The organism is Microcoleus sp. CZ3-B2, assembly GCF_036705055.1.
Lineage (GTDB): Bacteria > Cyanobacteriota > Cyanobacteriia > Cyanobacteriales > Microcoleaceae > Microcoleus.
On sequence record NZ_JAUBTN010000010.1, the window covers coordinates 103,678 to 130,428 of the forward strand.

Genomic DNA, 26,751 nt, shown 5'->3' on the forward strand with positions numbered 1-26,751 from the left:
TAGATTGTGTCCGATGGTCGATTAACTGCAATAAGCAAAGTTCGTAGTGCCGAATGCGAGTCCACAACAAGTGAGCGGACTCGCATTCCGCACTACAAACTGTTTTTGTTATGGTAATTGACGCGATCTCAGTCCTCGGTCATTAGTGATTACTGATTAACGATCGCGAATACACAAAATGACCAAAATAATTAGGACGGCGTTCTAGCTATTTTGACAATTTTGTCTGCCAAAAAAACCGGGTTTTTCGAGAGTTGGCGGCGCTTCAGCGGAGATTTGGCGAAAAACCTGGTTTCTGCCTCAGTGACGCAAAAACACCTCACAAACGGGTTTTTTCGAGAGTTGGCAGCGCTTCACCGGAGATTTGGCGAAAAACCTGGTTTCTGCCTCAGTGACGCACAAATATCGATCGAGCTATGATATCGTTTCCGGTTGCATCGGAATAATAAAATCGAGTCAACAGTTAAGACTCAACCATTCAGTTTTTCGACCCGCCAGTCAACAGTCAGTAGGGGCGGTGGATGGTGCGTGCGGGCCCTCTTAACAGTCAACAATCACCTGACGGTACAACCGGAATTGATATGACGCGCGATCGACAGGTGAAACCCCAATATTCAATTTAAGTATGAAGTAAGTCGGTGGGGAAAAACACAACTGTGTTAAGAAAGATAAATGAGGCTAAAACCCCAATCCCTCCTGCATTCTGTCTCCTGACTCCTGCCTCATCCCAACTACAAATATTTACGCCTTTCTACTAAACTTATTAAACGTTGAATTTTTTATGGGGTCGCAGATTTAGCAATTCTTGGGCTGAAGCTAACAGCTTGACGGTGACAGAAAAGATTTCTCGGTCAGAATTGAGCACGAACAGCCATCCGACATTAACACCAAATACGGAAGTTTTCACCCAGCCGCTGACATGAACTTCAACTCGGTCATCTTCTAAAATTTGGCTGCTACCTTGCTGCGGTTCGAGCTGCATTCCTCGCGCTTCTGTTTTTAGATAAGTGGCGATCGAGCTTTTACCGATAATTGGCTCTTCAAAGGGCGCGTGCAGAACTCCATCCTCAGCAAACAAATTAGCAGTATCTTCAAAATTGCCTGCATTTAAAGTTTCAAAATATTGCAGTATCACTGGCTTTGTGATACCAGCAATCTCGATAGAGCGAGTTAAAATAGGTCTAGTTGTGGCAGTCATAAAATAAATGATTTGAAAGGAATGAATCTACTTTAATCATTATGTTTGTCGCAGCAAATCCCTCAAAAGATATAGGTAGGGCTAGGGATAAATTCTCTGAATAAAAAGAGTAACATACAGCAATCTCAAATCTCAAATTGTATAAACCCACACACTTAACTTGTTCCCTGGCTGGGTCTGGGAACAGAGGTCTAGACGCTCTGCCTCGCTTGTTGGAAAAAAAGGAGCCAGAGCCGATCGATCAGCGTTACCAGGCGCTACTGGTAACGAGTAAACGAGTAGTCCTTAAAATCTAAAATCTAAAATCAACTAAACCCAGACACTTTTAAAGTATCTGGGTTTCTGTGCAAGTCTGTTTGACAAACGCCAAACAGAATATTCTATTTGCGGATCAGGTTGAGCAATTCTTTAGGAGAGGCCAACAAGTCGATCGCCACAAAGAAAATTTGACCTTGGGGATCGAGCAAAAACCGCCACGCAATGTTCATACCCACATTCGAGCCGAACCAAGGAGTTTCGACTTTACCGGTAACTTTCACTTGGCGGTAGCCATCTTCTGCAGGCTCGGACACGCCTTCTTGGGGCATCATTTTCAGTCCGATGCACTCTTCCCGCATATAGTTGAGGATAGCTTCGCGACCGACGATCGGCTTTTGGAAAGGCGGTTGCAGAGCGCCTTCTTCGGCAAATAAACCGACGGCTGGGGTGAAGTCGAAGGCATTCATGTAGTCGATGTAGCTGAGCACGGTCTGCTCGCTGATACCCTTAATCTCGGTTTTCACCCGCTCTGCTACTGCGGTGGGAGTGCTGCGGGGGGCAGCTCGTTTGCCGTACTCTTGGCTGAAATCTGGATCGTAGCCCATGTGAACTACCGTGTTGCGAAGTACGGTAATTTGTTGGCCCGGATCGAGTGTTTTGATGGTTTCGAGAACTGCGGTGGCTTCGGGAGACATTTGATAGCCTGCAGGGATGGGGGCGACAACGCCCTGTTTCATCATTTGTCCCAACTCATACCAGAAACCGAGTTTGGTGTTGACGCGCAAGGATGTGTAAATCCGGCCGATTGTGGTGTCGGCGTTGCTGGCGAGGTCAAACATGGTTTTGCTTTGATCAGCAGGCGACATTTGCTTGATTTCGTTGAGAATGCCTTCGACTAGCGCCATGCTGGCTACTCCCGGAGCTGCTGCGGTGATGGAGATGCCCATTTCGGTGTAGGCATACCAGAGGAGTGCGAGTTGGTCTTCAACACTGAGTTTGTAGAACGCTTCGGTGGTAGCGGGAACAGCACTCGCAATCTCGGTGTTTGAGAAAATTGATTGAGCTGATTGAATACTAACTGCCATGTGTATGCTGTGGGATTCGCTGTTGGTTTTACTTGCCGACTTGAATAGACGAACCCATTTCTCCTTTGATTACATTATGTAACGTTTTTGAGCTTTTTGAGTTCAAATTTATAAATATAAAGATTGTGAAAGTATTATCGATTCTTTTCCCAAAGATCCTCTGAAAATTACTAGACTTATTGCACATTTTATGCTGCGGTTGCTAATTCTGTGAAAATATCAATTAATCGCGATCGCATTCAGCAAAAAGCCCTTGAGCTGGGATTTCACAAAGTGGGAATCGCCTCTGCAGACGCGGATGTCGATATAGAAAAACAAAGATTGCAAGCTTGGCTGGACAAGGGTTATCAGGCGGATATGGCATGGATGACAAACCCGAAACGCTCCGATATTCGATCGCTCATGCCAGAGGTGAAGTCATTAATATGTGTTGCCATTAACTACTACACGCCCCACCAGCGCCCCGAAAATTCCCTGTTGGAGGGGGGGGACGGTGCAGCGGTCAAATATGCTAAAATCTCTCGCTACGGTTGGGGGCGGGATTACCACAGAATTTTGCACAAAAAACTCAAGGTTTTGGCAAATTGGGTGCGATCGCAAAGCGAGGGAATTGAAGCGCGCTATTATGCTGATACCGGGCCGGTTCAGGATAAAATGTGGGCGCAGCGTGCAGGAATTGGCTGGATTGCCAAAAATGGTAATTTAATTTCGCGAGAATACGGTTCTTGGGTGTTTTTGGGCGAAATCTTGACTAATTTGGAGTTAGCGCCGGATGCTCCCCATACGGAACATTGCGGTAGTTGCACTCGCTGCATTGATGCGTGTCCGACGGCGGCTATTACTGAGCCTTTTGTCGTGAATGCCGATCGGTGCATAGCCTATCATACGATCGAGAATCGAGCCGAAAAACTCCCCGACGAAATAGCATCTAATTTACAAGGTTGGGTTGCCGGTTGCGATATTTGTCAAGATATTTGTCCTTGGAATCAGCGATTTGCTCAACCAACAGATGTTACAGAATTTGAGCCTTATCCTGAAAATATAGCGCCGACACTTGCAGAATTAGCCGACATTTCCGACGAGGAATGGAACCGCAGATTTACAGCTTCGGCGCTGCGGCGAATTAAACCGGAAATGCTGCGTAGAAATGCCAAAGCCAATCAAATTAATAGTCATTAGTCCTCAGTCAGTGGTCATTAGAGCTAATATATTAGGCAAGATTGTACTCATTTCCCAATTATCTTGAAATGCCTCTGCGTTCATCTCTGTTGATCCGGCTTACATCTGCGATTTATATATCAATGAACGATTTATGCAATCTTGTCTGTTATATTCTAGAATGCGATAAATTATCCCAATATAAAATATAAAATAGTATGATTCTCTATTCCTTATTTGCTGTTGTCCAATGACCAAAGTAATTATTTTTGATTTTGACGGTACTTTAGCAGATACAATTGATATTCTTCTGAGCATCACCAACCGTTTGTCAGCAGAATTCGGCTTTAAGTCTGCGACAAAAGAGGAACTCGCTCAACTGAGCAACTTAAATTCTTGGGAAATTCTTCGTTATTCTGGCATTTCCCTCTTCAAATTCCCGCTGCTGATTAGAAAATTGAGATCTGAATTACGCAGTGAAATTTCAGACGTTCAATTATTTCCGGGAATTAAAGAAGTTTTGCTGGAGTTGAAAAAACGGGGGTTTCAACTGGGCATTATCACATCTAATTCCAGAGAAAATGTCTTAGCGGCGCTGGAAAATAACAATTTACAAGATACTTTCACGTTTATTTACTCAGGTTCAACTTTCGGGAAACATAAAGTTATTAATAAATGGCTCCGAAAAGAGCATATAAATCCTGAAGAAGTCTTTTATGTGGGAGATGAGATTAGAGATATAGACGCTGCTAGAAAAACTGGAATTAAAATAATTGCTGTAGGTTGGGGTTTTAATTCTCAGGAGGTTTTGGTCTTACACCATCCCGATTTTTTGATTGAACGTCCCCAGCAATTGATCGAGATTATGAGTAATCTGGGAGGAGTGTAAAGTGTTGTAAATAAATACTTCCAAATTTAAAGTAGTAAAAACTTTATGTCAGAACCGATTGAAAAAATGAATGGAGGCTGATATAAATGTGAAGGAGAAAGATTTACTCGATCGCTCAAATAAAGAGGAACAGTATTATGTCAGCATTTGAAACTTTCTTGACTTTTAGCTTGGCTTCCACTTGCGCGGTAGCTACTTTGGCAACTTGGTTGCGTTTCACCTATCCGCCTTCTGTTAAACGCAATTAATTGGATTATTTTTTGAATTTGGTATGAGAAATCGGGTTCCTTAGACTTTGCGTCATTCCCAGAAACCCGGTTTCTCTCGATTTTTTTTGCCACCCAGCAGATATTTTATGAGAAACCGGGTTTCTTAGAATTTGCGTCATCCCCAGAAAGAAAGAATCATGTTTTAGTCTCCTTCGCCTAGTTTCAGTGCGGCTAAAACGGCTTGCTGGCTAACTGCTTGGTAAATTTTACTAAAATGCTGCTTGAGTGCGTCAGAGGCGGGGGAAGATTTGCTACTGGTTGCTGTTGGGTTGGTTGCTAGGGGAATCGGGCCTAAAATATCTAAGACTGTTTCGCTGCTGGGCGGCGGCACAATTACGACTAAAGATGATTCTAGCTGCTGGTTGTATTCCCAAAAGCGATCGACCTTCGGCAATTTAGAATTCGCAGTCGGGGAATTTTTGCCGGAGTTGAGTTGAGAATTTTCCTCTCCTTGGGTACCCCGTGTCTGACGCAAAGCTGTCAAGATTTGCTCTTTGGTTCTTCCCCGCAGTTGAAAAAGTACAAAGGGGTCTTCTCCGAAGCGATCGCCCAATAAGTAGTATACTGCACTGATGTGCTTGCAAGGATTTTTGGGGTCTGGACAGGTGCAGCGCGATCGAATATCAGATAAACTTAACGGAAATAGCGTTTTTCCAGCCGCTGCAAATACATCTTCAATATTGTGCGGCATTTCTCCAGCTAATAATTTAGCCGAAAAAACCGCTCTTTGGGACATATTTTCAATCACATAATCCCAATCTTCATCGCTCAATGTATCGAGCCCTAAAGAAACTTGATAGGGTTTGGGGTCTGTTCCTTGAACGATAGCAATTACTTCTTGATTAGGGAATTTAATGCTGAGAACTTTACCTTCGCGCGCGTATTGCCAGCCGCGCTCTAAACGCTTTTTGAAGCGGTAGGTATTGATTAAATCGAGCCACTGTTGTGTCCACCATTCTCTGTCAATCATTTATCTTTTGGGCCTGGGGCATGGGGCATTAGTCAGCAGTCATTAGTCATTAGTCATTAGTCATTGGTCATTGGTCATTAGTCAGCAGTCATTAGTCATTAGTCATTGGTCGTTAGCAAGTCCGCATTCAAGAAGGACTGAAGTTACTACAAAACAATAAATATTATTCTTCTTCGGTTTCTATAATAGCATCGCGATCGAGAATTAGTAAATTGCGAAGTTGGTCTGTGTCGAGTTCGGTGAGCCAGTTTTCGCCGGCGCTGACTACTTGTTCGGCGAGAGCTTTTTTACTCTCGATCATATCGTGAATTTTCTCCTCTAGCGTACCCGTGCAGACAAATTTGTGTACTTGCACGTTCCTGGTTTGGCCGATGCGAAATACGCGGTCAGTTGCCTGATTTTCTACTGCGGGATTCCACCACCTGTCATAGTGGAAAACGTGGGTAGCCCTGGTTAAGTTCAAACCGGTGCCGCCAGCTTTTAAAGATAATATCATAATCGGCGGGCCTTGCGGATCGTGTTGGAAGCGATCGATCATTTCTTCCCGCTGCTGTTGCTTAATTCCGCCGTACAAAAACAAAACTTCTCGCCCTAAATGCTTTTCTAGATGCGGTTTTAGGAGTTTTCCCCATTCAGCAAATTGAGTGAAAATCAAAGCCCGATCGCCCTCAGCCACCACCTCTTCTAACATTTCCACCAACCGCTGCAATTTCCCCGATTCCTGACTCTTAATTCCCAATTCTTTCGGGTTTTGTTTAGCTGTCAAAAGAGCCGGATGGTTGCAAAGTTGTTTGAGTTTTACCAGCAAAGCCAGAATCATACCCCGGCGCTGAATACCTTCGGCTGACTCTAAATTAGCGATTGACTCTTCGACTATTTTCTGATATAATGCTGCCTGCCCAGCAGCCAGACTGCAAAATACAGTCATCTCCTGTTTTTCCGGCAAATCTTGGATGATTTCCTTGTCAGTTTTCAGGCGGCGGAGGATAAAAGGCCGAACGAGCGATCGCAAACTATGCAATGATTCTCTATCTCCATATTTCTCGATCGGAATAGCAAATCGGCGCTGAAAGAAATTGCGCGGCCCCAAATAGCCAGGATTCAGAAACTCCAAAATTGACCACAATTCTTGCAGTCTATTTTCCACCGGAGTTCCCGTCAGCGCAATTCTAAAATCTGCCTCGATTTGCCGCACCGCCTGCGACTGCTTAGCCTCGGAATTCTTAATATTTTGGGCTTCATCCAAAACCAATCCTTGCCATTTAGTGCTTTGAATTTCCTTCGCATCGCGAAACACCAGCGCGTAACTGGTAATTATTAAATGCTTTCCCTTAATTGCAGCCGCAAATGCTTTGCCTTTAGCGCGTTTGTCTCCGTGGTGTAGCAATACTTTCAGCGTCGGCCCAAATTTCTTGACTTCCCGCTCCCAATTGCCCAATACCGATGTCGGACAAACCAATAATGTCGGCGCTTCTAGAGAATTTTGTTCTTGCAAGTGCAGGAGGAAAGCAATTAGCTCAATGGATTTTCCCAATCCCATATCGTCCGCGAGACAAGCACCTAAACCCCAGCGCTCTAAGAATGCCAACCAGCCCGCCCCTAGCGCTTGATAAGGCCGCAATTGTCCTCGGAAACTAGCCGGAGTCGCGATCGCACTTACGGCCTGATTATCGCTTAAAGTATTCAACAATTCCTGAAGTTGACCCGTAGCTTCAAAATTCACCACAGGCAACTTTTCAATAGTCTGAGAATCGCCCGAAGCCAAACGCAAAGCATCCTCCAAAGAAAGAGTCATTTGCTCCTTGCGACTAGCAAAAAAAGTTTTAGCAGCCTTCACATCGGTGGCGCGCAACTCCACCCACTCACCGTTAATTTCCACCAAAGGCGAATTCAGCTCTACCAGCCGATCGAATTCTGCCTTAGAAATGCGCTGTCCGCCGATCGTCAATTCCCACTTAAAACTTAGCAGACTTTGCAAACCCAGCCCGCCCTTCGCCGGATTTGCTTTCGGAGTTTCCGCCTGAATACTCAAACCCAAACGACTCGCCCAACCATCAGCCTTTGTCAAACTAGGCGGCAAAACAACGCCCAACCCGCTATCAGCAAATCGCCAAGCCACAGACTTAATAAACTCGTAAGCTTGCAGCGGATTTAATTGACAAGATTGAGGCCGCTGTGCTTGCAAACTCGGTTCAATTAACGGATAAAGTTTCGATGCTAAACCCAACCCTCCCAGCAAAGTTTCTTGTGGCAATTCAATTGTCCGCCCCGCATAGGCCAAACGTTCAACAGAATTGTTCCAAACAGTTGTCGCATCCACCAAAAAATCCGTTTCATCTACTGCTTGCAAACAATAATTTAAACTCCAATTAACTTTACCCGGAGACGGCGGAATAAGTTGAAAACAAGTGCGAAACTGACTTTGTTCAGACAGTTGGTTTTGCAGCGGCGAAGTCCAAGCAACAAGCTTGTTTGCCAACTTTTCTAAAGCGGCTGATTCTGCTTGCACCACTCCAGATTCTTGTTGCAAAGCTTGCAGCCATTCGCGGGTTGGAGAAAGTGTTTTGATATCTAAATTTGAGCCAGCAGCCGTTAGCGCAGCCCTCGAAGACGATCGCACTTCACCATCTACCACACTACTCAAAAACCCCAAAACCAACTCCTGCGGCCCCACAGGCAAATCCACCGCAACATCCCGTACCTTACTTTCTGGCGAACCTTCTTTTATTACATCCGTTACATCCCGCACATTGCTCGCTGCCGAACCTTCTTCCTTCGATTGATACATTCGACAAGCCGTCGGCATTTGCTTAGAAAAAGTAGCGAGACGGAGAATATCGGTCGAACTGTCTAACAAAGGTTGCCATTTAGCAATAGCCGAACCATCAGATTGCCTCTCCAATGCCGGCAAGAATTTGCACCTCGCCAACAAATCCAAACTCCACCTAGCAAGATGCGACCAAAAACCCAAATCCGAGCCGACAAAATAATCTGCTTCTGTGCTATTTAGCGGCAGCGATTGCAAAAAAACAAAAGCGGCTTGGGGGTTTAGCAAATAACCCTTAACTTGCCAGGGATAAAGATAAATTTCAGCGATTTGGGCTGGTTCCTCAAGTGCTGCCACTGAGTGCTGCGGCATAATAGTTGCGTTGGATTCCGAGATTTTGGTCGGAAGCGCGATCGCCCGAACTTGCCTCTGAATCGATAAATTTTCCCTAGGAAGGGCTGCCGCCGTCGTTTTGGACGAACTCCGAGTTTTCGTAGTTTTCTGCTTAATTTCTGCGGTTTCGGGTAATTGCCAGTGGAGTTTCCCCGACTGCTGCAAAGAATTTAGGAAAGTATTCAACTCCGCCTCAGTCATTGCCAAAGGATTATGCGGAATTATCTCAGATTCAACAATATCGATCGCCCCAATCTTCCGCCAAGTTTCCCCCCAAATAAATAAGCCGCTTTTTTCGTTGTTTAGTAGCCAACTGCCGTGTAAAATAGCCATTTTTCAATCCTAATATTTTTATTTAATTCCGAGACTTTCTGCCTCAGTTTTGTCTGAATTGTGAATAAGAGAACTGTGGCAATACAAAAATACGAAATATCAGAAATATAGTGGTTCTCAAGCCCAATGCCCAATGCCCTGTTTGCCCCATGCCCAATGCCCTGTTTGCCCCATGCCCTGCGCGGGCCAATGCCCTGTTTGGCCCATGCCCAATCCCGGATGGTTGACCCGATCGCTCCCAAGTCCCAATCGAAAACTCATCGTACCATCTAGAGCAGGCGTTTGGGGGGCGATCGACCGGGCGAACCGACCCCAGAATCTCCAAAATTGAGAGTATAAATGCTTACAAATCCAGCGCCACGACTCGATCGACCGCACCAAATAATCTCTCTCTTTTGGCATTGGACTCTCAAACATCCTGTGGTAGTGTTACGATCCCGACAGAGAAAGAATGTGGTAGATAAGGAAGCAGTCCTACATGGTAGAGATAGACAAGTCAATATCCTTCGATGGAAGGGATATTAGACTGAAGATTGGTTTACTAGCGCCTCAAGCAGGCGGTGCGGTTTTGATTCAGTCGGGTGACACGGCCGTTTTAGTGACGGCGACTCGATCGCAGGGGAGAGAAGGAATTGATTTCCTGCCCCTGTTGGTGGATTACGAAGAGAGACTGTACGCAGGCGGTAAAATTCCCGGTGGATTTTTGCGCCGGGAAGGGCGTCCCCCAGAAAAAGTGACTTTGACTGGGCGTTTGATCGATCGCCCGCTGCGCCCGCTATTCCCAAGCTGGCTGCGAGATGACATCCAAGTCGTAGCCACAACCCTGTCGATGGACGAACAAGTACCGCCAGACGTTTTGGCGGTAACGGGCGCTTCAGTAGCGATCCTGCTGGCGAAAATGCCGTTTTACGGGCCGATGGCTGCGGTGCGAGTTGGTTTGGTAGGGGACGATTTCATCATCAACCCAACCTACAGCGAAATCAAAGAAGGCGAGTTGGATCTCGTGGTAGCCGGTTCTCCAGACGGAGTAATCATGGTGGAAGCCAGCGCCAACCAATTGCCGGAACAGGATATCATCGAGGCGATCGACTTCGGCTACGAAGCAGCCTGCGACTTGATTCAAGCCCAGCGCGAAATTATGGCAGAATTGGGCATCGATTTGGTGGTAGAGGAAAGACCATCGCCAGATATGGCCTTGGAAAACTTTATTCGCGATCGCGCCCAAGAACCAATCCGCATCATTTTGTCAAGATTTGAAAAAGACAAAACAGTACGGAATGCCGCTTTAGACGAAGTGAAAGCCAATGAAGTAGAAGCTGCGATCGCCGCACTCGCCGAAGACGATCCGATCAAAGTAGCTGCAGGCGCCAACAGCAAAACAATTGGCAACGTTTTCAAAGACGTTACCAAAAAAATGATGCGGAAGCAAATCATCGAAGATGGCGTCCGTGTAGACGGCCGCAAGCTAGACGAGGTGCGTTCCGTTTCTTGTCGCGTAGGGGTGCTGCCGTCGCGAGTACACGGCTGTGCGCTGTTCAATCGCGGGTTAACCCAAGTCTTGTCCACAGCTACCCTGGGAACCCCCGGCGACGCCCAAGACTTAGGAGACGACTTGCACCCGCAGCAAGACAAACGCTACTTGCATCACTACAATTTCCCGCCGTTTTCCGTCGGAGAAACTAAACCGATGCGATCGCCCGGACGCCGAGAAATCGGTCACGGAGCCCTCGCAGAACGCGCCCTAGTCCCAGTTTTGCCATCAAAAGAAGATTTCCCCTACGTAATTCGCGTAGTCTCCGAAATCCTTTCTTCCGACGGTTCAACATCAATGGGTTCAGTGTGCGGATCGACACTAGCATTAATGGATGCAGGCGTTCCCCTTTCCCAACCAGTCAGCGGCGCGGCAATGGGATTAATCAAAGAAGGCGATGAAGTCCGAATTTTGACAGACATTCAAGCAATTGAAGACTTCTTAGGCGACATGGACTTCAAAGTAGCCGGTACCGACACCGGAATTACCGCTTTGCAAATGGACATGAAAATCAAAGGTTTGCCCTTAGATGTCATAGCCACCGCCATCCGCCAAGCAAAACCCGCCAGACTGCACATTTTAGAAAGAATGCTAGCAACCATCGACGCTCCCCGCAAGGAAATGTCGCCGTTTGCGCCGCGTTTGTTAACCCTGAAAATCGATCCTGAATTTATCGGTTTGGTAATTGGGCCAGGTGGCAAAACAATCAAAGCCATCACCGAAGAAACCGGTGTCAAGATTGACATCGAAGACGACGGAACCGTGACAATTGCCGGTAACGACAGCGAGAAAGCTCAGCGGGCTTACAATATTGTCCAAGGCATGACGCGGAAGTTGAATGCTGGAGACGTGTATGTCGGCCGCGTAACTCGAATTATTCCGATCGGCGCTTTTGTAGAAATTCTGCCTGGAAAAGAAGGAATGATTCACATTTCCCAGTTAGCGGACTACCGCGTCGGGAAAGTGGAAGACGAGTTAGCTGTGAATGATGAAGTGATTGTCAAAGTGCGAGAAATTGACAATAAAGGTCGGATTAACTTGACCCGTTTGAACATTCATCCCGACGAAGCGGCAGCCGCCCGCGAAGCGTTGAATAAATAGTTGACGGTTGACAGTTGACGGTTGACAGTTGACAGTTGACAGTTGGTAATTGGTAATTGGTAATTGGTAATTGCTAATTGGTAATTGCTAATTCCTAACTGGTAATTGAGATTAAATCTGATTGTTTCAGATTGATTTGGGAGTAGAGTGCGCGACAGATCCAGATCGAGTTTGTGCGATCCTCTTCGTTGGCGTAGCCCCCGTAGGGGCGGGCTGCGCTAACGGCTGTAGAAGTTAATACATTCGCGCACTTTACCCTCGGCGGTTGAAACCGCAACTACATAAATTAAGTTCACTCCTAGCGGACTCAATCAAATATAAAGTTATTTCTTTTATCATTCCGCGGTTGAAACCGCAACTACACAAACGAAGTCCACTCCTAGCGGACTGAAGAAAATATAAAGATATTACCCACAGTCAGGACACGGCAGTGCCGATTCCCTACAATTAATCGGGGGATGATTACGTCTTTCATCGAGGAAGATCGATCGTTTTGGGGTAGGGAAACGGCATTGCCGTGTCCGACATTGCCTGTGATTCCAGTGCCACCGGAATTGATCTTAAATCAAATAACCGCAATACAGTCAATCTCTACTAACACATCCTTCGGCAAACGCGCCACCTCCACACAAGCGCGCGCCGGTGCTGTTTCCGCATCAAAATATTTCGCATAAACCGCATTCACAGCGGCAAAATCATTCATATCTTTGAGGAAAACCGTAGTTTTTACCACATCCAACCAAGTAGCGCCGGCTTCTGTGAGAATGGCTTCGAGATTTGCCATAACTTGTTGGGTTTGTTTGGCCACATCGTCGGTGTAGACGATATCGTTTAGTCTAGTGTCGATCGCAATTTGACCTGCTACAAACAGCATAGTGCCCGTAGCGGCGATCGCTTGATTGTAAGGGCCCACGGGTGCCGGTGCTTTGTCAGTACGAATAATTTTGCGCGTCATAGATGTCACTTTTTGGGATAATTTTTCGGATGTTTCTTGATTGTAAATTTCTCCATCAGGCATGATCGCACCCGTGAAGTCTGCATTCTCAATACTTACTGCATAAATGTTTGCATCTGTCAATTCTGCTTGTTTCAGGTTTGCTCCATCCAGGTTTGCTTTAATCAAGTTTGCACCTTGCAGATTGGCTGCTTCCAGACTTGCACCTTGCAGGCTGGATTTTTTTAGATTTGTCCCTTGAATATCAGCTCCAACCAGATAAGCTTTATCCAAATTCACCCATGATAAGTTAGATTTAGAGAGCTTAGTTAACTGGAGTTTAGCTCCCTGTAAATTTGCGCTTTGAAGCGTCACACCAGTTAGGTCTGCCCGACTTAAATCAGCTTTAGTCAAGTCGGCTTGGGTCAAGATTGCACTACTTAGGGTGGCTTTACTGAGATTTGCCTCAATCAATGAAGTTCTAGTTAAATTTGCACTACTCAAGTTAGCACCGCTAAGGTTTGCCTGGTTTAAGTTAGCATCCCAGAATTTGGAATGATTGAAGCACGCTCCGCTTAAGTTAGCACCGCTAAGGTTTGCCGAAATCATATTTTGTGAATTTCCCTGTGCCCCACTCAAATTTGCTGCTGTCAGCTTTGCCTTACTCAGATTTATATTGTGAAGGTTTGCCTTGGTCAAGATTGCCTCACTCAAATCAGCTCCCGACAGATTGGCATTCAGTAATTCTATCCCTCTCAAGTCTGCACCTTTGAGGTTTACCCCACTTAACTCTGCTCCCTTAAAGTTCCGTTCGCCTTTAGCGTATCTTTCTAAAAGTTCTTTAGCATCCATAAATAGTCGATCGCCCTTACGTCCCAAAAATCACTATACCATCCGCGCGAATCCGCCTGCACTAGCGGTTTTGCGGATGGATGATTATCGGATTCCATACCACAAAATGACCCGTCAAAGAACGTCAGGCAGCAATAAACTTCATAGCCACACCATTCATGCAGTAGCGTTTCCCAGTAGGTGCAGGGCCATCATCAAATACGTGACCCAAATGCCCCCCGCAGCGACGGCAATGCACCTCAATTCTAGTCCCAAACAGCGAATTATCCACCGATGTGCCGATCGCCCCTTTGATCGGTTCATAAAAACTTGGCCAACCAGTACCGCTATCAAATTTGGTTTTCGACGAAAAAACTGGCAAATCACACGCAGCACACGCATAAATCCCCTTCCCATATTGCTTATCCAGAATGCTAGTATGAGAGCGTTCAGTGCCGTGTTTTCGCAACACATCAAACTGTGCCGGAGTCAAAATTTTGCGCCACTCTTCCTCAGTTTTAGTAACTTCAAAAACACCCTTAGAAGCAGCCATAACATCTGACTTCCCAGGCAAACAAGACGACAACCATGCCATGCTGACTGTGGCTAGACCCGCTTTCAAAAATAATCGTTTTTTCATAATCTATCACTCACTTACTAATTAATCTAAACCACCAGTCATATCGTTTACGGTTGCGTCGTCAGGTGTTTTAACCGCAGAGAACACAGAGGACACAGAGTCCGAGAATAGAGATTAGAGTACAGGACGATGCTACCGGATTTGAGATCGCGTTCAAAACTTTATGCTTGATTTGTAACTTTTTCAATTGCCTGTTATTGGACGCAATATCAATTTCAATTGCAGCATCATGTGATGTTAACTATTAACTGTTTAAACAATTCCGATTGTATCGTAATTATTCATCTCTATCTTCTCTCTCTGTGCCCTCTGCGCTCTCTGTGGTTAAAAAAATCTGATATTACCCTACAAGTATGACATTTAATTAACCCGATCGCACAAAAGTCCTGCGAAGACTTTAGCCCTCACAGAACTCATACTCCTTCAAAAAATACCTAACTTAGACAACAGCCGGAGCACCGACAACTTCACCCTTCAACATCCGAGAAGCAGCATCAAGCAACTGTTCCTCCAAATAAGGCTTGGTGAAATAGCCCTTCGCGCCCAAACCGTAAGCCATTTGGCGGTGTCTGTCAGCACCGCGAGAAGTCAACATCGCGATCGGCAACTCGCACAAAACCGTATCTTTCTGCATCCGAGAAAGCAGCTCCAAACCGTCCATGCGCGGCATCTCAATATCGCAAAACACGATATCGCAAGGCAGGCCAGACTTCATCTTTTCCCAAGCCTCCTTACCGTCGCGAGCCTCCTCAACCCGGTAGCCCGCCTTCTCAAAAGTAATCGACAAGAGCGATCGCACCGTAATCGAATCATCCACAATCAGCACAGTAGGCTCAGTCTTCTCAACCTCCGCCTCCGCAGCCGCGCGATCGCTCTCATCCCAAAGCGTACCGCCAGCTTCCTTCTGCAGCCTGCCGGTAGCCAAATCGATTAACTCTAGAACGTCCGCAATCGCCACAATCCGACCATCCCCGAGCACCGTAGCACCCGCAATCCCGATCGGCTTCGGCACCGGCCCCTCCAACTGCTTGATCACAATTTCCTGTTCAGTCGAAACCTGATCCACCTGCACCGCCAAGAAATTGCCACCCGACCGCAGCACGATCACCGAAATCATGTCATCGTCAGTATTAAACCCGTAAACACTGCCCCGGCCCAAATGGCGGTTGTAAGCCAGCAAATCCCGCAGCGGCCGGAACGGCAAAATCGAACCCCGCCACTCAATGCAGGGTAAACCATCCGCCCCCGTCGTCACCTGATCGCGGGGCACATCGATCATGTCCTCCACCCCATCCATCGGGAAAGCAATCCGAGCTCGATCGCTAATGCAAGTCAGAGCCTTAGAAATACTCAAAACCAGAGGTAAACGGATGGTGAATACAGTCCCCTTGCCGATCGTCGAATCGATCGCCACAACCCCTCGAATCTCCTGCAAAGAAGTCCGCACCACATCCATCCCAACCCCGCGGCCGGCATACTCCGTCGCCTGTTCCTGAGTGCTAAAACCAGGCATAAACAGCAAATCGTACACCTCCGAGCGAGACATCCTCTGAGCCTGAGCAGCCGTCAACAAACCCTGCTTAATCGCCTTAGCCTTAACCTTTTGCGGGTCAATTCCCGCCCCATCATCAGAAACCGAAATCACCGTTTGATTTCCTTGGTGAAAAGCCCGAATCGTAATCCTGCCCACCCCCGGTTTCCCCGCCGCCAAACGCACCTCCGGCGGCTCAATCCCGTGAGTAATCGCATTGTTCACCAAATGAGTCATCGGGTCATAAAGCTGATCCACAATCATCTTGTCGATCAAAATATCCTTACCCTCAACCTGCAACTGAGCTTGCTTACCGCACTTAATCGCAATTTCTCGCACCGCCCGGAACAACCTGTCCGTCGTCTCAGCAAACGGCTTCATCCGGGCCCGAGTCAAACCTTCCTGCAACTGAGTCGTGACTTGTCGCAATTGGCGAGTCACCTGATCCGCCTCATCCACCAAAAACTCAATGTCCGCCGCCGACTCCCGCACCCGCACGATCAGCTCAATAATCTCCTGAGCCAAACTGTGGAAAGGAGTAAACCTGTCCATTTCCTCCGGTTTCCAGGCAGTTTCCCGGTGGTTAGCAACCTCCTCCGAGCGCCAAGGCGACGAGGAAGCTCGGTGTCCCTGACGGTTTGCTAGCAAAGCAATCTCCAAAAGACTCCGCTCGTAGAAATCCTGAGTCCGCTGGCTCACATCGCTCAGCAGCGTCACCTGGTGCAGCAAATTGTCCAAAAACTGCCGCATCCGTTCTTGATCCTGCTCCAAACTGTTGCGGTTGACCACCAGTTCCCCCATCAAATTGCTGAGGTTGTCCAGTTGCTTCACCGGCACCCGCATCGTGTGGTCGCCGAACCCGCCAGCCCGAGCAGTACGTCTGGGTCTGTTAATCGCCGACGGCACAATATTGCCTTCCCCTTGGCGGCCGCCCCCGTCCTTGGAATCTTCCAGCAATTTTTCCAAATCGCCAAACTCGTCATCGCTGGCTTGATGGGAATTGGACGGAGCAACACTTGCAGAACTTGCCAAGGAATCGGGAATTTCTGCAAGTGTTGCACTCTCGCTGAGCAGTTCCTCAAGATCCGAGAACACCTCCGTGTTGACCGGACTCGAATTTGTCCCCCCAGATGCTGAAGCTGCAGCCGTAGCACCCCCTGCAATCAACAGCGCTTCTAAATCATCAAAATTGTCTTCATCATCCTCACCGTCGTCGGATTCATCACCGCCAAAAAAGTCCGCCAGCGAGCCGTCTTCCAAATCCGAGGCATCCACAATATCCGATTCGTCCTCAGCATCCCACAACCCAGACATCAGTTCCGAAGTCACCAAAGGCCCTGCATCGATCGAATCCAACAAATCATCAAAACCCTCCAACTCCTGAGTATTCAGAGTCGCCCCAGTTTCCAAAGCCGCCAGCAAATCATCATCGCCATCAAACATAGCCGAGACATAATCTGGCGACAGAGGCTCAAAATCCGTACCCCCAAAATCCCTTTCCAGAGCCTCAAACAAATCATCCCCACCGCCAGACTCTTCATCTGCGAAAGTTTCAGGTAGAGCAAACAAATCTGCATCCGTAGCATCCAACAAACCATCCGCCGGCCCGGCCGACAACTCCTGTAAATCTAAAGCAGCATCCTCATCTGCGACGGACAAACCAGCATCCGCCGGGTTCAAAAGCTGCTCGCCAAACATATCCTCCAACAAATCAAAAGTGCTATCCCCATTAGGCTCCAAACTTGAAACATTTTGAGGGAAATTATCCGACATCGCCTCAAAATCAACCTCTGCCAAATCGGCCAAATCCCGATCGTCCTGGGCCACTGCAGCGTCGAAAAACTCGATCGCCCCATTACTAGAGGAAGCTTCCCCATCCCCACTCAGCAATTCTGCATCTTCATCCAAACTCTGCAATTCTTCGCCAACCAACCCCGAAGCCTCCCCGTCATACTCAGTACCCGTAGGTACCGAACCAAACAGATCTGCCAAATCCGCCGCCTCCTGGGAAGTAACCGTCCCAGCAGAGCGATCGAGCCCATCATCATCCCCAGAAATCAAGTCTTCCTCAATCGAACCAAACAGCGCATCCAAATCCGTATCGCCCATATCTAAGCTTGCCGGCTGCAAAGATTCATCATCCACACCGAAAACATCTTCCAGCCAATTTCCATCCTCAGAAACATCTAAATCAGAACTTGAAGTTAGATCCAGAACACTCTCAACGTTTTCATTTTGCGGTACGGCTGCATTGCTCATAAATTGATCGTCCTCACTGTCTCCACCTTCGCCTTCAGAAGCCAAATAACCAGAACTGATACTCAACAAATCTGTCAAATCGGAATCCGAAGCCCCCGAAGCCAGAACATCAAAATCATCCAGAGAAGAAACTAGACCAAACGTTTCAGCATTCCCCGAATCATCGTCACCGCCGACAGCAGACTCGACCGACCCAGCATCAAAAACCTCAGCATCAAAAGCATCCCCGTTCGATATCGCAACCAAGCCCGCCTCCTCGGAAACACCCAAATTACCAAACAAATCATCCAAATCAGTGTCCCCGGTAACATCCAGAGAAGATTGAGCAGCCACCTCATCCAAAAACGTACCCAAAGCATCCTCATCTGCCAGCGCCCCAGCTTTCTGGGCCCTCTGCTTCCGCTGACCCAAACCGCTTTCTCCACTTGCTGCAAACTGCTTGGAAGCCAGCCCCTGCCTCAAATCTGCATTTTCCTCACCCGCAGCGACTCCAGAACCGTCAGACTCGGCCGACATCAAATCTTCCCCAAACAAACTGTTAAGATCGTCCATCAGATTTTCGGTATCAACTTCCAAATCTTCCACAGTCTGTTCATCAAACAACAAATCAGTAAAATCGCCCGAATTGTCATCATCATCATCATCATCCGACCCCAGCAGTCCCTCTACTGCGATCCCATTCGAGTGCGCGTAATCCAAATCTTCTTCTTCTTCCCAAGCACCCTCAAGATCTGGAGACTCGCCATTAAACAAATCAGCCAAAGTATTGAGTTCCGCCACCCCCACTTCAGGGCCGCTGCGAGCAGAAATTCTCAAAGAATCAGTCTCTATATCTGACTCTAGGAACCCTTGAAAATCATCGAACTGCAGCGATCGACCCTCACTGACATCATTGCCTTCGGTAGTATCCAATTGATCGAACAACTCATCTATATTCAACCCAGAAACCGTCGGTAGTAATTGTTCGTCCGAACCAGAATCGCCTAACCCAGCCCGCTTCCAAGCGGCATCTTCAGCAGAGATCCAATTTCCGCCGGCACTACTCGGTTGAGCGAAGGCCAGCAAATCCTCAAAATCGGTTTCGGGAACCCGAGCCTCGGGCATCAGCGACAGAAGTTTTTCGCTAGGCGCGATCGACTCAGACAATCCCGAAAGCACCAACTCCTGCGCTTGTTTGATATCCTTAATCACAGTGGGAGCCAAAATCCGGTAAGTATTTTCTGGATTGGCGATCGCCTCAGATACCACAGCCATCAACTCGATCCAGCCGGGAAGCTCAAATTCCTCCCCCGCCATTCTCAAATTCCGACAAATATTCTTGAGCTGCCGCCTGCTTTCATTCCCCTCCGGCTGTTTGAACTCCTGCAGCATTTCCCGCATCCTCGCGGGCACATCCGAGTCAAACACCAAATGCAGCGCACTGTCTTCTGTTTCTGTCGAATCAAAGTCGTAAACCGCCCCCGAACCCGCCATACCCCTCTTTGAGCCAAACGCCCCCGCCCCCATCCCAGCCAGAACCGGTTGAGGTAACGACAGCGGACTGCTCTGATCTACATCCCGTCCCGAGTGTCCGACAAGTCCCCCCAAATGTCCGTTGAGTTCATCAAACACCGGCTCCAACTCTCGAACCATCTGTTCGCCCATCTCTTCCGTCAGCCCAAAAGGCCCCGAAAGTTGCTCCAACAACCCTTGCAACGTATCAAAAATTCGCAGGAACAGAGATTCTAGCTGTTGGTCTACCTTAACGCTGCACTCTTTTAAAACCTTAAAACTATCCTCTAATCGGTGAGATGTTTGCTGAATGCTCGTCAGCCCCAGCATTGCCGCACCTCCCTTAACAGAGTGAGCGGCCCTAAATACTTCGTTAACCAGTTCTGGGTCTTCGATCGTCGCCTGCAGATTCAGCAAACCTTGTTCGATCGTATTGAGATGGTCTTTTGCCTCCTCAATAAAATAGCCCATTATCCTCTGTTGTTGTTCTGGCAGCATAGTTTTATTCCTGATTTTAATCGTTATTGTATTGGGTCTATTTTAGCTAGCGGGCGCGTGAATCCCCACTTCATAATTTTTAATTTGGGGTGGGATGAAAGCCTGGTTGATCGAGGTTGGGATGTTGACCATTTTGCTTCGCAACCGGAAAATATCTGCACACTGCGTAAATATTCTGTTAGATTAAATAACGACCAAGCACTCTAACGACCAATATTGAAAGCTGTCAAAGTCCGAATTTAGCCAACTCAAGCCCAGCAAGAACATCTTTCTCAGGCTTTTGGTTGTGTGCGTTGGGTCTGGAACCAGTCTCTCAACATTATCAGAAAACTGGGTTTAAAACCCCGTCCCTTCGGCAAGCTCAGGGCAAGCCTTTTAGGACGGCTTTTAATACTGGAAAACTTTTTCAGGCTTAACAGTATTTTCCATAAGTCTACTATACTAGAGATAGATACAGGTAGAATAACCGCGCTTCACAAATGGGCGAGAATCCAAAACGACTGGCTAGAAAACAATAATATCTCGTGGGTAGCGAACAGCACAAAAACATAGCTAGGATAGCCACCGCGTACCCATACCCGAAAACTCAAAAACTTAGTAGTTAGATGTACAAGGGGATACGGGAACCTGGGAAGTGATTCCTTAACGCTTGGGGAGATAAGCCCTCTGTGGCTATTCAAATTAGACTCGCAACTTCGTTCAATCGGACGGGTTTTTGGTTGAAATATTGCCGAAAGGATGGATAGTTTAAAGGTGTGTCAGTGAACCAAGAAGCCCCGCGCGTTCACGCCCGAGAGTGTCAACCCGCAAAAAGGATCAGACGACAAACCAGCGTCGCAAGGCAAAGAAAGCGCTTGCCAAGGTGCATTCCAAAATCTCCAGATTGAAACAAGATTACCTCCACAAACTATCCCGCAAGATAGTCAACGAAAACCAAGTTGTCATGGTGGAAAATCTCGCTGTCAAGAACAGGATCAAAAACTATAAGGTAGCCAAAGCCATCAGCGATGTTAGCTGGGGGAAGTTTTGCACCATGCTTAAGTATAAGGCAGAGTCAGAGGGGAAAATCTACATGGAAGTAGATCGTTTCTTTCCCTCGTCTCACCTGTGTTCAAACACTTTGCAGCGAGTGCCGAAGATGGATTTATCTGTCAGGATGTTTGATTGCCCTCACTGCAATCAGCGTCATGATAGAGAGATCGATGCGGCGATTCATATCAGAAATGAAGGCTTGCGGATATTGGCGTTGGGAAGCAGCGCTACTGCCCTTGGAGGCAATGTAAGACCAAAGAAGTATGGGCGTAAGTCTACTACTTCCCAGGCTGTTGCCGATGAATTGGGACACATACACCATACCGGCTAGCGGTTGGTGTGGGTACTTCACCCAAGATACAAATCATGCAGCCATTTTGCTGTATTTGAGTCCGAATACCAGGAATTATTTCTATGCCTCGCGGTAGTTTTTGATGTTGAGGTGTAGATGTGCTTCTTACATCTTTAATTCGTCATTTTTTAAACCTATATTGAGATTTTCCTAATCGAGAAGCTTCCCATAAATGATTGGAATTAATGCAGTTACGGACATCCCCACTATGGCGACAGAAGTATTCTGATCTAATCGGACGATCCAAGCTATTCGCTAATACTAAACGGTGTATTGTAAGCGTTTCCATTCACCCTCAACTTTAAGTTTTTTCTTGGCATAGCCCCTGCTATTTTTTGAAAGAGTAGAGATAATACAGCCAGTCCCCTGAATTTCACCAAAAATGCTAGAGATCACCTCTACTATGTTATCGTCCATTTGTACAACTCCTAGTTTATTTAGGTGCTGGATAGGTATCCCCGCAGCAGTTTTAAGGCTGCGAGGTTACTTTTTGTCATTTATTGTTTCCACAGAAACCTGCTGATAAATTAGCAAGTAAAAAAAGCATCAAACAATCAATTATTGTCTTTCCGCCGTTTCTACTCGGAACCTTTCCACCGATGTCAAAAGGTCGCGAGCCACGCCTACCAAATTTTGCAAAGCACCGGAAACTCGCTGCGCTTCGTGGGATGTTTCCTGAGCGGTTAATTCCACTGCCTGCATCACACTGGCGACCGAGCGAGCTGTTTCATTCTGTTCTACAGTGTCCGCCGTAATCGATCGCACCAACACATCAATTCGATTAGTTACCTGAATAATATCTTCAAGCGATCGCTTCGCCTGCTCGGCCAACTTTGTCCCCTCAATAACCTGCTGCGTCCCTTCTTCCATCGCCATCATCACCGCGCCGGTTTCGCTTTGAATTTGCATCACGATCTGCTCAATTTCCTTCAAAGACTTAGCCGATCGATCCGCCAACTGTCGCACCTCATCCGCCACGATCGCAAAACCCCTCCCAGCTTCCCCAGCCCTTGCCGCCTCGATACTAGCGTTAAGAGCCAACAAATTCGTCCGGGAAGCAATAGTCGCAATCAGAGCCACAATTTTAGAAATTTCTTGAGAAGCTTCTGCCAACCGCTTGACTTTTCGCGTGGTTTCTGCAACCGTTTCTCGAATGTCCAAAATCCCGGCCACCGTCCGTTCCACAGCCTCGCCGCCTTTAAGAGCCGTCGCCGCCGCGCCCCGGGCCACTTCTTCCGCCTCCCTAGCGCTCTCTGCAACCCGCTGAATCGCGTCGGTGAGGACTTGCACCGAATTGAGCGTCGCCGCCTGTTCCTCAGCCTGCCGCAGCGCGTCAGAAGACAAATCGCCCGCAAACTTGGCACTATCCGTAGCGCCCTTGCTGACCTCCCGAGCCGCCTGCTTCACCTGATGGACAATTTCCCGCAAATTTTGAATCGTCAAGTTAAACGAGTCAGCAACAGCGCCCAAAACGTCTGCCGTCACTTCCGCAGTCACAGTCAAATCGCCCCGCGCCGCTCCTTCCACGTCATCTAGCAAGCGAATCACCTGGCGCTGCAAATCTTCCTTTGCCTGTTCCTGCTCGTCAGACTTGCGCCTGGTATCGCTAATCGTGGTTTGGATCACCTTCGCCATGTGGTTGAATTTAGCAGCCATTCTGCCAAACTCATCCTCCGAATAAATCGTAGCGCGAGCGTCCAAAGTTCCTTGAGATACAGCATCGAACTGAGCTTGCAAATTGTCCGAGGATTTACGCACCTGCTTGGCGATCAACTGGCCGATGCCCCAAGAAGTTAAAAAGCTGGTAATACCTGCTGCTGCAGTCATTACCCAGCCTGTTTGTCGCAGGTATACGATCGCCTCCGGCTTGTCTTGCCGCAGAGCTTGATAGGAAGCAATGTTAGTAACGAAAGCCACAGCTACCAGAGAAACCAGTCCGGCTCCGATCGCCGTGTACAACTGTTTTGTAAACAAAGGGGCATTTTCCAAGAAAGCCAATCCCCCCTGTTCTACAGTCACCGAAGTATCGAGCGCTTCAGATTCTGTCGCAGCAAAACTCGGCACCGACGCACCAACAGGGCCAGAAATGGTAAACATCTCGTCGTCTCGAATTGCCGAGCCGTCGCTGTTGTCAAAGTCCAGGCTGCCCGTCGAGCCCATCATGCCGCTCGTCGAGTTGCCAAAATTGGTGTTACCTCGAGTCAGCATCGAACTGCTGGCATCTTCTGAGATGTCAAAGTCCGGCAAATTGCCCAAATCGTCAAACTCGTCAAATTCGTCTAAAAAGTCGCTGTTTTCTGGAGAATTCCCAGTTTTTGACGACCAGTCGCTGTTGGGAGCGTTGCCCGCCCCGAAAGCTGTCGCTTGCTCGCTGTCGTCGAAAGAAAAAGCATCGCTGAAAGCGTCGTCATCAAAAGCGTCTAACTCGAAGCTGTCGATCGAACCAAATGCCGGGGGCTCCGAGTCGCCGTAACCGTTGTTGTTAGAGGAAGAGCGATCGACCGAATTAAATTGTCCCTGGCTCGATCTTTGACTGTGAGAATTAGGGACAGCACCTCCCATCAGCAGCGTTTCGTCTTCCGCCAGCGAATAGTTTGACGAGTAGTCCGAGTTGTTAGTATGCGGCTGGTTTGGAGGTCCAGAAGACCCGAAACCCGAGGGTATCGGATCGGCAAAGGGGTCTGCCGCTGTCGCCGAAGGAGGTAGATTTTGACCGAGATCCGAGCCACTTGTCGGCGGGGTTTGGTAGTCGTAGTCAGAGAAATCGTCGAGTTCGTCTGGCAAATCTAGCGCACCAAAAGGTTCGCTAAAATTGTCCGAGGGCCCGGTGCGGGAGTCGATGTCGTTGGAGTCAAAAGAATTCTCGATTTCTGAAGAAGCGAAACCTTGACCGTTGAGTTGAGTCGGAGCTTCTGAAAACGCATCTCCTGAATAAGGTGCGCTTTTAGCAGACGCTTTGTCCCCAGACAAGTCACCAGCATCAAACTCTCCCTCATCCAAGGCAAAAGGGTCTTCAAAATCAGAATCGGCAAACCGATCCATGTCTAGCGGCTCCGACGCATCAGCATAAGCAGCCATCCCGCCGCTATCGCTACCAAAGGGGTTAGAATGCGAGGTTAAATCTTCTTGATTGTCCGTGCTCGTGGCATCTTGTGGTTCCCACTCCAAGCCGCTCATCCCCAAGTCTGCCAAGTCCAGGTTTTCTAGGTCATCGTCTGCCAATTGACCGACATAGGGCTGCCCGGCGACAGAATTTCCACCAAAAAGTCCAAGATCCGGGTCTTCTAAGCCTTCATCAACAGATAAGTCTGGGTAGAATTCCAATTCTGTTTGAGCCGACAGAGCCTCTAAATTTTCCGTGTGCAGTTCTCCCGATAAAAATTGGTCTGTGTAGGTAATTCCGCTGTGAGCGTGTTCGACCAAACTGGGGTCGTCGCTCAGACCTAACACCACCGTGTACTGTTCCCGTGCTATCTCGTACTGTTGCAGTCCGTAGCAGTAGATGTGTCCGCACAGCAGGCGAGCGCTGGGGTCTTCGGGAAAATCTTCTACTAATTGATAAACTAGGGCCGCAGCTTCTGAATAGTTGCCCTCCATGTAGGCCGCTTCTGCCCGTTGGTAGTCCTGCTGAAAGTTGGTACTTGTTGCCATTTGCCGCCCTCTTTTGATTTTAGATTTTAGATTTTAGATTTTAGATTTTTATCTTGAATGTTTAGATGCGCGCCTCAAGTCCTGTGACTGTTAATGATTAGACCCCTATCGCCAATCGCCAATCTAAAATCGATTTCACGCTGCCCACCGCGCCGAGCGCAGAATTTTCACTTGATCTAGCAGTCGCAGCACTGTTTGAGCTTGTGGGCCTAACATCCATTCTCCCCTCAGAAATGGAATCATGCCGTCTGGTGCATTGTTTTGGGAGTGCAGTTGCTCTACGTCGAGCCAGTCCATCCCCACAATGCGATCGACTGCGAGTCCCAAAATCGTGTCTTGGTCTTCCACAGCCACGATGGGGATTTCGGGTCTGTCTGTGTTGAGAGGTGTTTGGTCTCCCAAAAACTGACCGAGATCCGCCACCCAAATCACTCGTCCTCTCATGTTTAGCGTACCTAAAAGCAGAGAAGAAACGTTAGGGATAGGTGTCATGCGGTCTGGGGAGGGAGATAATACCTCTCTAATCCCGATCGCCGGCAGTGCGAACTCGTTCCCCGAAGGAACGTAGAACCGCAGGTGCAGCTCGCCTTCGGGAGTTTCCAGTTCTTGGAATTCCGGAGCCTGATCTATGCTTTGTCCTGGTAATATAAAGTCTGAGCTGCCACTAATCATAATTCTGACACCTGCATTTCTAGCAAATTTTTAACGTTTAGCACCTTGAAAAGGCACTGTGGAAACTTCGACGGTCAAAACTTGACAATGCCAAGCTTGACACAGCCAAGGGGTGAATGGCTATCCTGCGGTTCGTTTTTGGCAATAAATGCGCGCTCTCAATAATAATTTAGGGCGCGATCGATTATTCACCACTTCTAAAGACTCTATTTGACCGACGCCAGCAGCATCAATCCAGTTAGATTTAGGGAATCCCGGTCGAGTCCGATTAAACTTCGTTAATCCACCAGAACCAGTTGAAACACCCAATCCAGTTTCTTTCAGCCGATTAAATAATGCCCACCGAGTTGAATTAACTGCTGCTGCATTTTTCAGGAGACGCTTTGGTTGAGGGATAATCCGCTTGAGAACATCGGGCTTTTTAGGCTTAATTGGCTGACAAATTGGTTCAAAGGAAACAGCGGTTTTTATCCATCAAAAGCGTCATTGCTTGACGCCTCGGCTTTGCTTTCTTCGATTGCGTTTTCGGTGAGGAAGGTTTTAACGCTTACATTAATACCTACCTACCGATTTTTGGGGTTGGGGGAATGGTAAACTTTCGGCATCGCAGAATGAAACCAACCAACGACAAGCTTTTTTTTTGACCAAGAAAATGGGACACAAGCCCCGTCCTTTTAGGACGGCTTTTCTTGATTCCTAATATACTCCTTTAAGACTTCTAGAGGTGCACCACCTACGGAAACTGCGAAATAACTGGGACTCCACAAAGCTTCCTTGTGTGGTTTCTTGTGTCCGGCTTGCCCATATCGACGGCTAGACACCCCTTTTAGTGCATTCACTATTTGAGAAACAGAAAGTTTAGGCGGATACTCAATCAGCGCATGAACGTGATTGCCTTCACCGTTAAA

The 26,751-nt window shown here is 47.7% G+C and carries 15 protein-coding genes and 2 pseudogenes; 5 read left to right on the forward strand and 12 right to left on the reverse strand.

Annotation, left to right across the window (positions count from 1 at the left end; translation table 11 throughout):
• Window positions 1-763: 763 nt before the first annotated feature.
• Window positions 764-1,198: a nuclear transport factor 2 family protein gene (locus tag QUA97_RS06725; RefSeq protein ID WP_194066940.1), complete on the reverse strand. Its 435-nt coding sequence runs from the start codon at window positions 1,196-1,198 to the stop codon at window positions 764-766.
• 380 nt (window positions 1,199-1,578) lie between these two features.
• On the reverse strand, window positions 1,579-2,541 hold the full coding sequence (locus tag QUA97_RS06730) for an orange carotenoid protein N-terminal domain-containing protein (protein ID WP_194066941.1): 963 nt from the start codon (window positions 2,539-2,541) through the stop codon (window positions 1,579-1,581).
• Window positions 2,542-2,751: 210 nt separating this feature from the next.
• Between QUA97_RS06730 and queG the strand changes: the two genes are divergently transcribed.
• Both queG and QUA97_RS06740 read left to right on the forward strand, forming a co-directional pair.
• Window positions 2,752-3,720, forward strand: a complete 969-nt coding sequence (gene queG / locus QUA97_RS06735; RefSeq protein ID WP_333194040.1) for a tRNA epoxyqueuosine(34) reductase QueG — start codon at window positions 2,752-2,754, stop codon at window positions 3,718-3,720.
• A gap of 229 nt (window positions 3,721-3,949) precedes the next feature.
• The gene (locus QUA97_RS06740) at window positions 3,950-4,588 is read left to right on the forward strand and encodes an HAD-IA family hydrolase (protein WP_194066942.1); all 639 of its coding nucleotides are present in this window, start codon (window positions 3,950-3,952) and stop codon (window positions 4,586-4,588) included.
• A gap of 411 nt (window positions 4,589-4,999) precedes the next feature.
• On the opposite strand, the gene QUA97_RS06745 is transcribed toward QUA97_RS06740, so the two are convergent.
• The 3 genes from QUA97_RS06745 to QUA97_RS06755 all read right to left on the reverse strand — a co-directional run bounded on the left by QUA97_RS06745 (window position 5,000) and on the right by QUA97_RS06755 (window position 9,722).
• Window positions 5,000-5,827 (reverse strand): SWIM zinc finger family protein, encoded by an 828-nt coding sequence (locus tag QUA97_RS06745; protein ID WP_194066943.1) that lies wholly within the window; start codon window positions 5,825-5,827, stop codon window positions 5,000-5,002.
• Between the two features lie 163 nt (window positions 5,828-5,990).
• Window positions 5,991-9,320, reverse strand: a complete 3,330-nt coding sequence (locus QUA97_RS06750) for a DEAD/DEAH box helicase (RefSeq protein WP_333194043.1) — start codon at window positions 9,318-9,320, stop codon at window positions 5,991-5,993.
• A gap of 117 nt (window positions 9,321-9,437) precedes the next feature.
• Window positions 9,438-9,722, reverse strand: a complete 285-nt coding sequence (locus tag QUA97_RS06755) for a hypothetical protein (protein WP_194066945.1) — start codon at window positions 9,720-9,722, stop codon at window positions 9,438-9,440.
• A 76-nt stretch (window positions 9,723-9,798) separates the two neighbouring features.
• Here QUA97_RS06755 and QUA97_RS06760 point away from each other — a divergent pair, with 76 nt between their 5' ends.
• Window positions 9,799-11,952 (forward strand): polyribonucleotide nucleotidyltransferase, encoded by a 2,154-nt coding sequence (locus QUA97_RS06760; protein WP_194066946.1) that lies wholly within the window; start codon window positions 9,799-9,801, stop codon window positions 11,950-11,952.
• A 565-nt stretch (window positions 11,953-12,517) separates the two neighbouring features.
• On the opposite strand, the gene QUA97_RS06765 is transcribed toward QUA97_RS06760, so the two are convergent.
• The 3 genes from QUA97_RS06765 to QUA97_RS06775 all read right to left on the reverse strand — a co-directional run bounded on the left by QUA97_RS06765 (window position 12,518) and on the right by QUA97_RS06775 (window position 20,136).
• The gene (locus tag QUA97_RS06765; RefSeq protein WP_194066947.1) at window positions 12,518-13,738 is read right to left on the reverse strand and encodes a Rid family detoxifying hydrolase; all 1,221 of its coding nucleotides are present in this window, start codon (window positions 13,736-13,738) and stop codon (window positions 12,518-12,520) included.
• Between the two features lie 124 nt (window positions 13,739-13,862).
• A complete protein-coding gene (gene msrB / locus QUA97_RS06770) occupies window positions 13,863-14,357 on the reverse strand; it encodes a peptide-methionine (R)-S-oxide reductase MsrB (RefSeq protein WP_333194049.1) in 495 nt (164 codons plus the stop codon).
• Between the two features lie 439 nt (window positions 14,358-14,796).
• A complete protein-coding gene (locus QUA97_RS06775; RefSeq protein ID WP_333194051.1) occupies window positions 14,797-20,136 on the reverse strand; it encodes a hybrid sensor histidine kinase/response regulator in 5,340 nt (1,779 codons plus the stop codon).
• Between the two features lie 255 nt (window positions 20,137-20,391).
• Here QUA97_RS06775 and QUA97_RS06780 point away from each other — a divergent pair.
• Window positions 20,392-20,688, forward strand: a pseudogene (locus QUA97_RS06780) (helix-turn-helix domain-containing protein); the annotation flags it as partial.
• Between the two features lie 244 nt (window positions 20,689-20,932).
• Window positions 20,933-21,499, forward strand: coding sequence for an RNA-guided endonuclease TnpB family protein (locus tag QUA97_RS06785; RefSeq protein ID WP_194066950.1), 567 nt, complete (start codon window positions 20,933-20,935; stop codon window positions 21,497-21,499).
• A gap of 579 nt (window positions 21,500-22,078) precedes the next feature.
• Here the strand turns inward: QUA97_RS06785 and QUA97_RS06790 are convergent.
• The 4 genes and pseudogenes from QUA97_RS06790 to tnpA all read right to left on the reverse strand — a co-directional run.
• Window positions 22,079-25,171 carry a methyl-accepting chemotaxis protein gene (locus tag QUA97_RS06790; RefSeq protein WP_333194054.1) on the reverse strand — a complete coding sequence of 1,031 codons (3,093 nt, stop codon included), beginning with the start codon at window positions 25,169-25,171 and terminating at the stop codon, window positions 22,079-22,081.
• 135 nt (window positions 25,172-25,306) lie between these two features.
• Entirely contained in the window at window positions 25,307-25,840 is a 534-nt protein-coding gene (locus QUA97_RS06795; RefSeq protein WP_333088822.1) for a chemotaxis protein CheW, read from the reverse strand.
• A gap of 183 nt (window positions 25,841-26,023) precedes the next feature.
• A pseudogene (locus tag QUA97_RS28270) lies at window positions 26,024-26,266 on the reverse strand (RNA-guided endonuclease IscB); the annotation flags it as partial.
• 251 nt (window positions 26,267-26,517) lie between these two features.
• The coding region (tnpA, locus tag QUA97_RS06800) for an IS200/IS605 family transposase (RefSeq protein WP_333194056.1) at window positions 26,518-26,751 on the reverse strand (234 nt) is incomplete at its 5' end.